The sequence below is a fragment of the Acidithiobacillus sulfurivorans genome (assembly GCF_018853815.1).
In the GTDB taxonomy this organism is placed as follows: domain Bacteria; phylum Pseudomonadota; class Gammaproteobacteria; order Acidithiobacillales; family Acidithiobacillaceae; genus Acidithiobacillus; species Acidithiobacillus sulfurivorans.
This window is the reverse complement of the sequence record NZ_JAAOMP010000010.1, coordinates 1-13929: the sequence shown is the minus strand read 5'-3', so window position 1 is coordinate 13929 and position 13929 is coordinate 1. Positions and strand designations below refer to the sequence as shown.

17 protein-coding genes are annotated in these 13929 nt (G+C 53.7%); all 17 read left to right on the top strand.

The genetic code is table 11. The features are described from left to right. Nucleotides 1-647: CZB domain-containing protein (locus tag HAP95_RS00255; RefSeq protein ID WP_215882466.1), on the top strand; the 647-nt coding region annotated here is incomplete at its 5' end. Nucleotides 648-666: 19 nt separating this feature from the next. Beyond that, nucleotides 667-1329, top strand: coding sequence for a hypothetical protein (locus HAP95_RS00250; RefSeq protein WP_215882465.1), 663 nt, complete (start codon nucleotides 667-669; stop codon nucleotides 1327-1329). A 161-nt stretch (nucleotides 1330-1490) separates the two neighbouring features. After that, the gene (locus HAP95_RS00245) at nucleotides 1491-2186 is read left to right on the top strand and encodes a hypothetical protein (RefSeq protein WP_215882464.1); all 696 of its coding nucleotides are present in this window, start codon (nucleotides 1491-1493) and stop codon (nucleotides 2184-2186) included. Nucleotides 2187-2256: 70 nt separating this feature from the next. Continuing rightward, nucleotides 2257-2793 carry a hypothetical protein gene (locus HAP95_RS00240; protein ID WP_215882463.1) on the top strand — a complete coding sequence of 179 codons (537 nt, stop codon included), beginning with the start codon at nucleotides 2257-2259 and terminating at the stop codon, nucleotides 2791-2793. Between the two features lie 25 nt (nucleotides 2794-2818). Continuing rightward, complete coding sequence (locus HAP95_RS00235; RefSeq protein ID WP_215882462.1) at nucleotides 2819-4144, top strand: tetratricopeptide repeat protein; 1326 nt, start codon at nucleotides 2819-2821, stop codon at nucleotides 4142-4144. Nucleotides 4145-4198: 54 nt separating this feature from the next. Then, nucleotides 4199-4909 (top strand): PspA/IM30 family protein, encoded by a 711-nt coding sequence (locus HAP95_RS00230; RefSeq protein ID WP_215882461.1) that lies wholly within the window; start codon nucleotides 4199-4201, stop codon nucleotides 4907-4909. Between the two features lie 128 nt (nucleotides 4910-5037). Further along, nucleotides 5038-5352, top strand: a complete 315-nt coding sequence (locus HAP95_RS00225) for a hypothetical protein (RefSeq protein WP_215882460.1) — start codon at nucleotides 5038-5040, stop codon at nucleotides 5350-5352. 3 nt (nucleotides 5353-5355) lie between these two features. After that, on the top strand, nucleotides 5356-6177 hold the full coding sequence (locus HAP95_RS00220; protein WP_215882459.1) for an SPFH domain-containing protein: 822 nt from the start codon (nucleotides 5356-5358) through the stop codon (nucleotides 6175-6177). A gap of 14 nt (nucleotides 6178-6191) precedes the next feature. Continuing rightward, nucleotides 6192-6878, top strand: a complete 687-nt coding sequence (locus HAP95_RS00215; protein WP_215882458.1) for a deoxynucleotide monophosphate kinase family protein — start codon at nucleotides 6192-6194, stop codon at nucleotides 6876-6878. Nucleotides 6879-7202: 324 nt separating this feature from the next. Beyond that, entirely contained in the window at nucleotides 7203-7580 is a 378-nt protein-coding gene (locus HAP95_RS00210) for a hypothetical protein (RefSeq protein ID WP_215882457.1), read from the top strand. 49 nt (nucleotides 7581-7629) lie between these two features. Next, the gene (locus HAP95_RS00205; protein ID WP_215882456.1) at nucleotides 7630-8883 is read left to right on the top strand and encodes a DNA methyltransferase; all 1254 of its coding nucleotides are present in this window, start codon (nucleotides 7630-7632) and stop codon (nucleotides 8881-8883) included. A gap of 423 nt (nucleotides 8884-9306) precedes the next feature. Then, entirely contained in the window at nucleotides 9307-10221 is a 915-nt protein-coding gene (locus tag HAP95_RS00200; protein ID WP_215882455.1) for an AAA family ATPase, read from the top strand. Between the two features lie 148 nt (nucleotides 10222-10369). Beyond that, nucleotides 10370-11059: a hypothetical protein gene (locus HAP95_RS00195; protein WP_215882454.1), complete on the top strand. Its 690-nt coding sequence runs from the start codon at nucleotides 10370-10372 to the stop codon at nucleotides 11057-11059. Then, entirely contained in the window at nucleotides 11047-11355 is a 309-nt protein-coding gene (locus HAP95_RS00190) for an aminoacyl-tRNA hydrolase (protein WP_215882453.1), read from the top strand. The genes HAP95_RS00195 and HAP95_RS00190 overlap by 13 nt, the downstream gene beginning before the upstream one ends. 248 nt (nucleotides 11356-11603) lie before the next feature. Continuing rightward, nucleotides 11604-12902, top strand: coding sequence for an RNA-guided endonuclease IscB (iscB, locus tag HAP95_RS00185; protein WP_215882452.1), 1299 nt, complete (start codon nucleotides 11604-11606; stop codon nucleotides 12900-12902). A 171-nt stretch (nucleotides 12903-13073) separates the two neighbouring features. Next, nucleotides 13074-13283 (top strand): DUF1289 domain-containing protein, encoded by a 210-nt coding sequence (locus tag HAP95_RS00180; protein ID WP_215882451.1) that lies wholly within the window; start codon nucleotides 13074-13076, stop codon nucleotides 13281-13283. Between the two features lie 58 nt (nucleotides 13284-13341). Continuing rightward, nucleotides 13342-13755, top strand: a complete 414-nt coding sequence (locus tag HAP95_RS00175) for a hypothetical protein (protein ID WP_215882108.1) — start codon at nucleotides 13342-13344, stop codon at nucleotides 13753-13755. The last annotated feature ends 174 nt before the right edge of the window (nucleotides 13756-13929 follow it).

Sequence of the window (13929 nt, the reverse complement as noted above, 5' to 3'; positions counted from 1 at the left end):
TACTGGAAGAACATAACCGAAATGGGCAGGAATCTGTGTCTGCGCTCTCTGACGCCATTCAGGGAACACGCACTATCATGAAAAATTTCACCGTCTTTTTCCATCAGATAATGGGACAGATGGACGGCCTGCGCGCTGAAATCGACGCCAGTATCAACACGTATGCACAGGGGGATATTCCACAGGAAGTTTTGCTCACTTTGACCAAGGCGGACCATGTGCGCTGGGTGGGCCGTGTACTGGAAGCGATTGCCGGGAAAGACTTGAAGCTCAAGCCGGAGGAATTGACGGACCATCACGCCTGCCGTCTGGGCAAGTGGATGGACGGACCCGGTCAGGAGCAGTTTGGAGACCTGCCCGAGTTCGTGGCGCTGGCTCAGATACACCCCGAAGTCCATGTGACCGGGAAAGCTATTATTGCAGATTTACGGGCTGGAAATGATCAGGCTGTACCCACTGGCGTTGAGCGTCTGCAGCAACTTTCCACGTTGGTTCAGGAAAAGCTGGATACCTTGCGCGAGCGTGTTCTCTCCGCCAAAGCGGCACAGGTGGATGCCGTTATGGCGGACGAAAACAGTAAAAATGACGGTATGCCGGTACAGAATTCGCCAAAGATTGCCAGATCAGTAAAGAAAGAAAGGAATTAACCCGTTCCTGGGAGACCCCATGTTTCGTTCTGTAAGCACGCTTTGTTGTGTGAGTCTGTTGGCCGGATGTGCCACGCACGCCCCAGAAGCATTCCATCCATTACCGGCTTTGCCAAAAACCGCGTTGAATATCGCTGGCGATGATAGCCCGCCAGCGATAGAAGATACGCCGCCTTCTACGTCCGGGTATCGGGAATGGTCGATGTCATCGCAAAGCCAGTACATGCCTCATCATCGTCATCGCATAGATAATCAATATGTCCAGGATCATTGGCTGGCCGTCAAGGAAATGGGCGAACAGGACGTATTCCGTTGTGTGCAGGACACGGAGCGGCGGATTTCCCAGATGGGGAGTGGGCAATGGACTTATGTCGTGGGGAAAGGCTATACAAAATCCACAGCTTATTTGCCCCATGCGCCGGCTTGCTGGTCGCGCCTGTCCACGATGTTTGAAGGCAAAATGAACACGGATGCGGCGCAGGTAGGACCGGACAACCCTTTGACCCGTTATGACTCGGCTTTGACTCAATGGACGGAGTCTTGCCAGACATCAGCGATCACCGCCAGTGGATTGGAATCCTGTCTGAAATCAAGCTGGATACCGACGATTCAAGCGTGCAAGGCGGCTATCCATCGATATCTAAAAGAGGGCGATTCGCTTGATTCTGACGAATACCGCTAGGGGATTGGGGCCGATGGATACCGAAGTCGGAGCCGAAAGACCAGTGTGAAACCGGCTAACCACAGGCGTTATCGCCTGGTGGTGAATTTGACGTTTACCTCTTTCGTGTGTATGATGGCGTTACTTGTTAATCATTGTGTACTTATTCACGGGAGGAAAACTTGAAGAAAATTATCATAGGTGTTTCGGCCGCCTTGCTGGCGAGCATGGGTTCCGTCCCAGCCTTCGCCATGGGAGTATCGCCCGCATGGCTGCCCTTCCACGGCATTGCCGCAGGCTTGGGCGTGGGGACCGAGGGTATCGGTGTCCAGGGTACGACTGCCATTATCCCTAAGACGTTGAATCTCAATGTCGGCTTTGATGCGCTGCATGTATCCCAGAATCTCCAGAGCGGTGGTGTCAATTACAACGCCGGGATTAACCTGCAGGGAGAGCCGATCACCGCAAGCTGGTTCCCTTTCCAGGGTAATTTTAACCTTACTGCGGGTCTGTTCATCAATCAGAACGGGTTTAACGTGACGGGCACGCCGGAAAGCGGAACGTACACCTTTAACGGTAATACCTACACTGCAAGCCAGGTGGGCAGTCTCACAGGCAAAACGCACTTTAACGGAGTTGCGCCTTATGTCGGTATCGGTTGGGGTGATCCGATGGATGGTGGCCGTTTGACCTTCACGGCGAACATTGGCGCGATCTACGAGGGATCGCCCAATATCAGTCTCACCGCGACCGGCGCTGCCGCTAACCCTATGTTGGCCAGCGATGTCCGGGCGGAACAGAACAGCCTGAACAGCAAAGTTAGCGGCTATCAGTGGTGGCCGGTAATGGGCGTGGGGCTGATGTATCGGTTTGGATGACCTGCTGTCAGCAGGACGTAATACAGCCCTGGATTGCCCAGGGCTGTGCATTTAATAGAGGATTTTTACTATGCAGAAATTGATTGCTCTAATGATATTAATGTTCCCCGCGATGGCCATGGCCGCTACTCACGCTGAACCTGCTCCGTCGCACATGAAGCCCACGGCCATGGTTCAGAAGGTTACCGTTCCTGCCGAAAAACAGAACATTTACGATATCAAGGTGCTGCAGAATGGCAAGTTGGTCGCCAAGAATGTTGTGAGCGTTCTTCCCGGACACGTTAGCCCATTTTCTGATGGCGTCCAGCATACATTCGTTTCCAGTTCGTTTACAAACGCGACTGGAGTAACCAAGTTGATTCCCGGAACCTATACGACGGGCATAACGGGAAGCATTAAGCGCAGCTTCAAACATCCTGATGTTATTCGGTTCAATAGTTCGGAATCCACTCTTGCGGCCATGCACACCATGCGTGGAGTGCAGCTTCCACGTATGAATATCGAGACGTTTGATCAGTCTATGTCCATGGTTCCCGGCGAGAAACTGAAACTGAGCGGATATTCCAAAAGTGGTGGAGCAACCGTGGTGATGATTACGCACAAATAAGATTACCGCTGATGGAGTAAGCTGCTTGCCATGTTGGCAAGCGGTGATCAAATCAAAAAAGGAACAACTCATGTTAAGAATCGTTGTAAGTGCCAGAGTCTATAGACCAAAAATCACCGGTCCGCTTGCTTTAGAGGGAATTATGCGCACATTGTATTCTGTATTTCATTTTCCATTGCGTTTCGCCAGTATCTTCTTCTGGTTTATCGCCGCATTTTTGCTGCCCAGCATTCCTGTTGCCGCGATGGCTGCTGACGCCATAACGCCACAAATCATTCAGAGTTACATCGCCCATGCTGACCCTGCCAAAGCCTTGAAAGATTTGGTCCCTATTCTGAAAGCTGATCCACACAGCGCGAAAGCATGGTATCTGGAGGCTGAAGCGTGGGATGCGTTAGGCCATGATTATCGTGCGAAGGTTGCATTAAGGACTGCTGAACATTTGTCACCAGCTATGTCTTTTGCCAATCCGAAAGACCTCAAGGGCTTGGAAAAGCGGGTAGGCTTGCAAAATGTTCAGTCCAGTCGTGAACATGCTTATTGGATGAAGGTTTTTCTTGGTATTTTGTTGGTTGTCCTTTTGATTGGTACTGGAGCTTTCTGGTTCGTGCGCAATGAAAGTCGTAAAGCTGCCGCTTTGGTGGAGTCTGATCGTCAGGATATTTTGTTGGAAATCACGCAATTTCTGACGGGTGAACTCAATTCAGCAAGAATTTCAGCGGACGCACAGGGCGATAACGCGAAACTGAATGATATTTATGGGTGGCAAACCTCTTTGGTGGATTGCTCACGAACACTGAAAAGAATAGAAAATGCAGATACCGATTCCAAAAAGTCTGCCATAGAAGATGCGCGGAACTTGTTGGAAAGTGTTCGCAATCAGTTGTCAGGCAAGCCATCTTCAACTGAACCCGAAATAACCCCTTTTGATGCTTCTGGAACTGTACAAAACAGCCCTTTCCCTCCAAGTTCTTCTTATGTATCTGCCGAACCCTCTCAACCGGCTGTCTATCCAGTAAATAATATGGGTGGAAATATGGGGATGAATACGGGTGGCGGATTTGGTGCTGCCTTGGAAGAAGGTTTGGGCATGGGTCTCGGGATGGAAATTGCTGAAGACCTATTGGGTGGCGGCATGGATTCATTCGGCAACAATGGCGGTGATTCTTTCGGCAGCGGCGATTTTGGATCGTCCGGTATGGATGGCGATGGATTTGGCGGTGGAACCGATGACGGTCTCGGATTGGGTGGTGGAGACAATTTCGGCGGCACAGATGATGGTTTCAGCGGTGGTGACAGTTTTGGCGGTGGTGCCGATGATGGGTTCTCGTCGGACGACAGTAGTTGGTGATATCCCAGCAACGCCCAACAAAGTGTTGATTGACATAACAAAAGGATCAATTTCATGAGTATTCTTTCACGCGTAGCAGAGATTCTTCACGCCAAGACCAACGCGGTCTTGAACGGCATGGAAAACACAGACGAGACGCTGGATTTGTCTTACGAAAAGATGATCACGGCTTTGCAGGACGCCAAGCGCCATACGGCGGATGTAGTGGCTGAACGTTTGAGTCTGGAGCAGCAGATAGCCGCTACCCAGAAGAACATGGATCAATCGGATGCCGACGCGCATCTGGCCCTCAGCAAAGGCCGGGAGGATTTGGCTAGACAGGCGCTAACCGCAAAAGCGGCGGCAGCGACCAAGCTGCAATCGCTGCAGACGGCCCATGACGCCATTCAGGCGCAGGAAGCCAAGTTGAGCGACTATTGCGCGACCATGCAACAGCGCATTGACGCTTTTCGTACCCAGAAGGAAGTCATGAAGGCGCAGAATAGTGCAGCCAGCGCCCAAATCAAGGTAACGGAATCGTTGACGGGTATCGGTGGACAGATGGGTGATGCGGGTGCGGCACTGCAGCGGGCAAAGGATCGCTCCGATAAGATGCAGAACAAAGCCGCTGCATTGGACGCCATGATGGCTGAAGGGGTACTGAATGATCCGTTGGACACCCGAACGCCCGTCGAAAAAGAGATGGATGCACTGCGCGGCGGGTCCACGGTGGACGATGAACTGGCCGCGATGAAGGCGGCGATGGCAACAAAACCGAATGAGTAACGGAAAGCAAGCGACGCCATTGTTCTTGCAACGCATCCATGCCCGCGAGGCTGCGGAAAAAGAGGAGCGTGAATCGGAACGTAAAAGGTTGGCGTTACTCGCTTTGGACATTGCCGGAGTGATCCTCAATGCAGGTTCGCAGCAGGCCACTTGCGGGACTTACGGGCGTCGTCGAAGGAATCCCCGCAAAAAGGATGTTTGGAGCCACCTTGGAGATTTTATTTTTGGGGATTGATGCAATGACAGATAGCACGAACGAAAGCCGTGAGCATTTTCTTGCAAGAATGGCGCGGTATACCCAATCCATGAACGGTGTACCAGTTGATCGCGTGTCAATCCCCACTGCGGATTTATTGCGGTTAATCAACATGACCACCAGCCAGCAGGCGCTATTTAAGGTCCGCACAGACTGGATTCCGCCATTTAGCAGAGAAAGGATGTAACTCATGAAAAACCCCCGTCTGTTGTTTCTTCCGGTCATCGTCCTGTCCCTGGCCGGCTGCTCACAGTCCGTCCCCACGGGTTCGGTGGGCATCTGGCACAACCGGTTCACTGGCTACATCAACAAGGCCATCGCGCACCCTGGGTTTCACATCACGCTGATCCACGGAATCATCCCGGTGGACACGACACAAACCATGGCGGAAGTGCAGAACATGCACCCCAGGGACGAGCATGGTGTTCAAATGAAGGCCGTTACCGTGGTCGTGCAGTATTCCCTGATCCCGAACCGGGTGCCCCTGTTCTACCGGGAGACCAAACAGATACAGAAGGAGCCTCACACGGACTACAACACAGTCGGTCTGCGTATGCTCGAACGTTCGGCGATTCCTTATGCCGTACAGATCGCCACGGAGCAGAGTACGCCGCAAAACATCGCGGCGCACCTGGATACTTATGCGCATACCATCAAAAAGGTGCTCAACCAGCGGTTACACAAGCTGTACCCTAAAATCGATCCCTACGTCATCAATTCGGTGACCGTGCCGACCTTCGATTTGCCCTTGAGCGTCCAGAAGCAGGTCAACGCCAAGGCGGGCTTCCAGGCGGAACTGGAGACCATCAAGGCCGCAGAAGTCGTGCAAGTCCAGAAAAAGAAGCTGGCCACCTTGCAGGCGTCCGTGCAGGCCGATGCGCTGGCAAACGCCGCCAAGGCGTCCGGCCTAACGCCCGGTCAGATTGTCGCATGGGAAAAGGCCCGGGCCCTGTATGCGTTGTCTCACGGCGCTAGTGGGCCGGTAAATCGGGTGGTTATGACCAAGAATTAAGAGGCAGGCAAAAAATGATCATCGGGCTCACAGGTGCCGCCGGCTGCGGCAAGGATACCGTAGCAGGAATCCTTGCCCGGGATCACGGGTTCCAGATCATCGCATTTTCGGATGCCTTATATGAGGAAGTCAGCACCGCGTTTCATGCGCCGGTGGCATTTCTGAAAAATCGGGAAACGAAGGAAAAGCGGAGTTTCCGGCTTTCTATGGGGTGCTGTGCTGATGGCAATTTTGTCCGTGTAGTACGAAATGCCCGACGTAGTGAACATCTTCCCACGGGGTTTTCCATCCCGTACTCGCCCCGCCAGATTCTCCAGTGGTGGGGAACCGATTATCGTCGGGCACAATGTAAAACCTACTGGATAGACAAAGTCCGTGTTCATTTGGATGTAGACCTGCATTGGGCTATTACCGGTGTGCGCTTTCAGGATGAGGCCGACCTGGTACGGGAGTTCGGCGGGCAGATGGGCCTGGTGCTCCGGCCCGGCATAGAGCCTGTGGAAAAGCATGTTTCGGAAGCATTCTGGCGGACATGCAACCCGGATATGGTTTTCCGGAATGAGGGGACGCTGGATGATTTGGCAGAATTAGTACGTCATGCTGTCACAAAGATTAATGAGCCGTTTCATCGCCCCCTAAACCGCTGCTCGGTTATAGACGGAGTACTACGGCAACCATCTGGTAGAAAATTTGACACCTGAATTATGAATGTTATATATTATTCATATATTGAAAGGGGCATGTAAGTCGATGACATTCAGCGCGAGCATTTGGGGTCCAACCAACAAGACCAGCCCAAAGAAGGGGCGATACAGCAGCATGATGATGGTCCGGAACCATCGTCAGTATGTGCGTCAGCGTAAGAAAGCTTTGCCGCCCAAAAAATCCACAGTAACGAATGGGCATTTGCGTAGGCCCAGATATGAAGCCATAAGCCGTGAACTCTGGTGGCCAGCTTATTACCGGCGATGGAATCGAAAAACGCCGGATTGGCGATAAATATTGATCGGGGAGACATAGAACCAATGACGACTAACCGCTACGACAATCTGGTTAACGCCGAACTACTGGGCAATCTCGTGTGGTACGACGGACCATTGGTTGCCTTATACCGCGCCATAGACGGCGATCTGTACCTCGTCTCCTGGCAAGACTGCACGGATACCGAGAACACTTGGTTATGGCTATCCGTCAGCCAGTGTCTAGCCATCCTGTATTTACGCGGAGAGGTAGATTTGCTGGAGTGTTTCAATAAAGCCGAAAAGATGGTGCTGGCGACCGTGGACATGGATAACAGGGCCCGGTGGGAAACGACCTGCTTTGCCAACCTGAAAAGAGAGGACCTTCCCGATCCTGGGTGCGTGCTCACGATATTGGCGATGATGACGAACTACAAGCATTGATCGCTCTTTTGTCGGCCTAACGTGGTCTATTTTGGATGGATATCGCGCCATGAACGCACAACCTCAACAGATAAGTTTGTTTGCCGAAATCGCCAGTGCATACGCCGCATCTACGGACGGCGTACTGGATAACGATTCGCTTTACTCTACGGTAGCGGAGCGCATCGGGACGACACCCGAAGCCTTGGGTACGCGGACACCGATTGGACGTGCCGGCGTTCCGCGATCCACCGTCAAGCGCAAAATCCGTTGGTACCAGCAGACCCTTAAACAACTGGGGATTATCGAACATGTCCCTGGCGAGCGTGGCGTCTGGCAACTTTCCGAAAACGCCGGAAAGGACCTGCATCGGGCGGCTACCGGCGTCACACTGGTGACCTTTAGCACTGATCTGGGTATAGCCATCTGGGGGAACCATCAAGACGTTTTTCGCCAAATCAATGCGCCTATCGCTCTGTGCATTAGCTCGCCGCCCTATCCACTTCGTAAAGCCCGTGCTTACGGTGGGCCAGACGAACGGGAGTACGTGGATTTCATCTGCGGGGCATTGGAACCCATCGTCCGTAGTTTGATCCCTGGCGGGAGTATCGTGCTCAATCTGAGCGGAGACGTTTTCGAGCCCAAGAAATCGAGCCGGTCGCTGTATCTGGAACGGCTGGTCCTGGCCCTGAATGACCGGTTAGGCCTTGCGCTGATGGATCGTATTCCCTGGGTCAATTACAGCAAACCGCCTGCGCCAACTTACTGGGCCTGCGTAAACCGGGTGCAACTCACCACGGCATATGAACCCATATACTGGTTCACCAATGATCCAGGCCGGGTGCGATCGGATAATCGGCGGGTTCTGGAAGCCCATTCTGCGCAGCATCAACGTCTCATGGCGTTGGGTGGGGAAGGACGCCTGTCCTCTTATGGAGATGGCGCCTATCGCCTTCGCCCGGGCAGTTTTGGGCAGGTGACTGCCGGACGGATACCGCGCAATGTCATCGAACGTGGGCACGCCTGCAGTGACACCGCAGCATATCGGCGGCGCGCTCATGCGCTAGGATTGCCCACGCATGGCGCCATGCAGCCGACCAGTATTCCCGACTTTTTTATTCGATTCCTTACCGAGCCTGGTGATCTGGTTGTGGATCCGTTTGGGGGCACGGTAAAAACGGGTTTGGCTGCCGAGCGGTTAGGGCGGCGATGGCTCGTCACGGAATGGATGTTGGAGTATCTGTGTGGGGCTGCGGAAATGTTTCGGGGGTTTGCGGGTTTTGAGATGAACAAGGTTTTGCAGAATGTAGGGAGCGCAGCATGAGCGACGGATGGCGGATCAAGCATGGCAAACTCTGACAAATTTTTGCTGCACAGGATGAACAAGCCCTTGGAGGTTACGGCCATGGGCCACGGAGAGCGTCAACGCGCCCGATTAAACCGGCACGAGTTCCCAGTCGGACATGAAGCCGGGGCCAAGTCCTTTCTGGGGTTTCAGACCGGAGACCTCGTTCGAGCGGTCGTTGCAAAAGGGAAATATGCCGGTACACACGCAGGCCGGATCGCTATCCGCTTCCGCTCTTCGTTCGCGCTCTGAACTGAAAAGGAAATATTCGATATTCACCCGAAATATCTCACTATCGTGCAGAAAGGAGACGGTTATGCGTATGCCTAAACAACAAGGAGGGGCGCTTCATCTCCAGCTAAACGCTTTGCGTTATCGCTGGAGTACCCGCGCTGGATTCTGATGGCAAAATCTGACGAAGTATTCGCCTTGGCGCGGGCCGCCATCGAGCGTGACCACGCCAAGGCCGTGTCCACCGTGCGGTGCATCATCGCGGGGGAGGCTGATCGGTCTACGTTGAAGCCCCGGCTGCAGCGCCTGCTGGAAAATTTTGCCAGCCGCAACCCAAAGCCTGAAGATGGCATTCGTCTGGACAACGGCTTGGATAAGCTGGTCCAACTCCAATCACCGTCGCATGACCTGGACCAGGTGGTGTTGTTTGATGACGCTCGCCTGCAGGTGGCGGACCTGCTCACGGAACAGCGTTATACCGATGCCCTGGCGGCCTACAACCTGCATCCCCGGAACCGACTCTTGCTCATGGGACCGCCTGGCACCGGAAAGACGGTACTGGCCGGCGCCATCGCCCGGGCGCTGGATTTGCCGTTCCTGGTGGTGGATTACGGCAACCTGATCACATCGTATATGGGCGAGACCGGCGCGAAGATCAGTAAGCTCCTCGATGGATTAGCCGGACAGCCCTGCGTGCTGTTCTTTGACGAGATGGAGACCATTCTGGCGGAACGGTCCGGCAATCCTGAGCGCAGCGACGTAGGCGAACAGGCCCGCATCGTATCAACCCTGCTTCTGGCTATGGATCGCATGGATCACCGTATCTTGTTGGTAGGCGCTACAAATCACCCGGACATGCTGGACCGGGCGGTGCGGCGGCGCTTCGACCTGGAGATCGAGATGCCGCTGGCGACGGAGGACGCCGCACGAGCGCTGATCAAGACCCTCTCCGTCCGGCATCCGGGTTTGCCATTTGCCAAATGGATGCCCGCGCTACTGTGCGAAGGACGGTCCCTGGCGGATCTGGAGCGGGAAATGCTAGCCAGGGGGCGGCAATGGGTGATTCGACCAGATTTGCCACGGTAAGGACCGCGTGATTTGACGGCCTGATATGATTGATATATGATAATCACACATAAAAGGTAGCCTATATGTTGAAAGCCTATAAAGCGTCCCATGGGACTGAGCTCCTTCCACTTCCGAACGCTTATCTCCCAGAAGGATCGATCCACTGATGCCGACATTTTTCCAGAACAAAGACAGCTTACCTCCTGAATTGTTGAACCGGTGGGACCATGCGGTTAGCGAATATGACCGCGTGCTACACGAAATCTGCGGGAAAAGCGAAACTAAAAAGCTTTTCTTTTACAATGCCACCCGCGAAAAATCGGCCTTGTTTTGGCGTTTATTGAATGGCAAAGAGCCACTGCCGATGCCCCCGCCCACCAGTTTTGCCTACCCGTGGTACGAGATCGTCGAAAACCCTGGCCCACATCCGGTGAGTGACGTATGGTTCCGATCCTATGGACGGCTATTGGATACCCGTTTAGCGGAGCTACGTGGAACAGATAGAGAGGATCACCTGTTCATCCAGCAATGCGGCTGGACCGTGTTATCACGAAACGCCGCTGCGCAAGAAATGTGGGATGTGATGCAAGATGGCCATTTCACGCTGGATGACCAAAACCGCCTGATGGCCGCCGGGCCGGAGTGGATCGTTCAGTATGGGAAGTGGCCTGCCTATCGTCTGTTTGTGCAGCGGTATAGATGGTATACCTTGTTGAAATCCATAGTGCCTGTTCTTTCCTTAGTGAACAGCAGTTCTTGGTCTGGCACCCGTACGGTGGTTATCGGCGAGCACGGGGAAAATGCGGAAATGGAAAGCGACGGGTGGTTTTTGGAGAGAGCGTCATGCGCAAATTGAAACAAGTCATTGTTGTGCGGAAAGACCTGAATATGCGCAAAGGGAAGATGATCGCCCAGGGTGCGCACGCTAGTTTGACGGCAGCATTAGCCGCACAAGCGGGATCTCCTCCGTGGCTTGCGAATTTCACGAGCTGGTTTTCCGGCGATCAGCGCAAGATTGCTGTAGGCGCACCGGACGAGGACACCTTACATCGGGTGTATGTCCAGGCGAAAGCGGCAGGATTGCCAGCCGCGCTGATTCTGGATCGTCAATCACTCCCCCTAACCGCTAAACGGTATAGGCGGAGCTTGTGAAAGCAGGTTCCTGGTTGACCAGGCTTAGTCTCAAAACATCGAGGCTACGTTATTGAGGTCATGACACCTACGAATGCGTTTGCCAGTTCGTAGCTCTGTCGGATAAGGATTAAACAGCGAGCTGGGAGTAGTGCAAGCAGTGTCCTGTCCGTAAAAAGCCTGAATAACCTTGCCGAGGCGAACATGACTCGCGAAAGCGAAGGCTGTAACCGTAAGGAAATAGTGTAAAAAAGGAGCCGTAACAGAAAATGCAGCAGACGCAACAGAACAGAGTTTTGGTACTGGACAGGAACCGGCAACCGCTCATGCCTTGCCATCCTGCACGGGCGCGGGAACTGTTACGGGAAGGGAAAGCGGCGGTGTTCCGCCGGTTCCCGTTCACGATCATTCTCCAGCATCGGGAAAGTGGATCTGTGCAAGATGCGCGGTTGAAACTGGACCCGGGCAGCAAGACCACGGGTATCGCACTGGTCGCATCGTTTTCCCGCCGTGGTCCAACCGTCGTCTGGGCCGGAGCATTGACCCATCGCGGTGTCGCGATCCGCAAGGCGCTGGAACAGCGGCGCGGGCACCGGCGTTTTCGCCGGAACCGGCTGCGGTATCGTCCCGCCAGGTTTGATAACCGCACCCGCAAGGCGGGCTGGTTAGCGCCGTCGTTACAGCATCGGGTCGATACCACGATGGCATGGGTAAAAAGGCTGATGCGTTGGGCGCCGGTTTCTGTATTATCACAGGAATTAGTGCGGTTCGACATGCAGCAGATTCAAAATCCAGAAATCTCCGGAACGGAGTACCAGCAAGGAACTTTGGCTGGGTACGAGGTCCGGGAGTATTTACTGGAGAAATGGGGCCGGAAATGTGCCTATTGCGGAGTGGAAAACACCCCGCTCGAAATTGACCATATTCATCCCCGCTCCAAAGGCGGCAGCAACCGGGTGAGCAATCTCACCTTGGCCTGCCACCACTGTAACCAGCGGAAGGGGAATAAGCCTCTGGAGCAGTTTTTGGCGAAGGCTCCGGAGAAGGTGAAAAGAATACTGGCTCAGGCCAAGGCTCCGTTAAGGGATGCGGCCGCAGTGAACAGCACGCGTTGGGCACTGTTTCAACGGCTCAAGGCAACGAATTTACCCGTCGAAGTTTCCAGTGGTGGCAGAACGAAGTGGAATCGATTCCAACAGTCTTACCCCAAAGACCACTGGATTGATGCCGCCTGCGTCGGAGAGAGCGGAGCGACAGTGCGGTTATCACCAGATCATAAGCCCATGGCGATTACGGCCATGGGCCACGGAGAGCGGCAACGCGCCCGATTGAACCGGCACGGTTTCCCGGTCGGGCACAAAGCCGGAGCCAAATCCTTTCTGGGATTCCAGACCGGAGACCTCGTTCGGGCGGTGGTTCCAAAAGGGAAATATGCCGGTACACACGCAGGCCGGATCGCTATCCGCTTCCGCCCTTCGTTCGCGCTCCGAACTGAAAAGGAAACATTCGATATTCACCCGAAATATCTCACTATCGTGCAGAAAGGAGACGGTTATGCGTATGCTTAAACGAGGAGCGCTTCATCTCCGGCTAAACGCTTTGCGTTTTAGCCGGAGTACCCGCGCGGGATTCTGATGGAAATCCTCACGCATGTTCAGAAGGCCAGACGATTGACGGCGGCACAGCGGCGACTGGCAGAGCAGATCGTCATCGCGTGCGGAAACGCAAGAAGCCGGTAGATGTCCACCCACACTTCACCAGATTCTCCCTGCCTGGGCTTTTGCACGACCGCCCTGGGCGATGACATCTGCAAGTCGTGCGGGAGGACTTTCGAGGAAGTCACCCGCTGGATCGTGATGTCTCCCGAAGAAAAGGCGGACGTCTGGGCAAGGTTAAACCGGGATGGTTGGTGGGATGCACAACGCAGGAAAATGCAACGGCAAACTTGACGGTGGAATATGAATGATATATTCTATTCATATGTCACACGTTGGGGGTTCGGTTTCCATGGCATACAATGAAAAAGCGGCATTGGAACAATATAATGGGATGGTGCGCTTAGAAAACCTGTATTTACGCAGGAGATATTTTAGGAAGATTGTACCCATTGTGCTGACGATTGCGTTCTCAGTGATCGGTTATTATGCGTGTCAGCCCAATTTTATTGGTGAAAAGACCACATTTATTGCGGTTAGCGTTATTACGGTAATCATTTTATGGGGGTTCTATCCCTTCCAAACAGGCTGGCTGCACGGTTCAACCTTGTATTATAAAATCGATGGGTCCACAGACGCTCAAGGGAACCATCGGTGCATCCGATGTGGCAACCGTGGCATCTGGCGCAGCGGTCAATATAAAAGCAACGATGTGCATTGTTATTGCTCCCAGTGCCGGTTTAGTCTGTGGAAGGAACGGAAATAACAGCATATATCAAAGGAACCCTTCATGGCTCAAGATACCACTTGTACTTTGTCGCCCACCGAAACCTTTTACCGCGATCTGGCTCAACGCCGTGCGGAACACCCAGATACCACACGGGCTATTGGGCAGTACGGTTACATTGAACTGGAATCCACCTGGGGCGACGAGGCGACC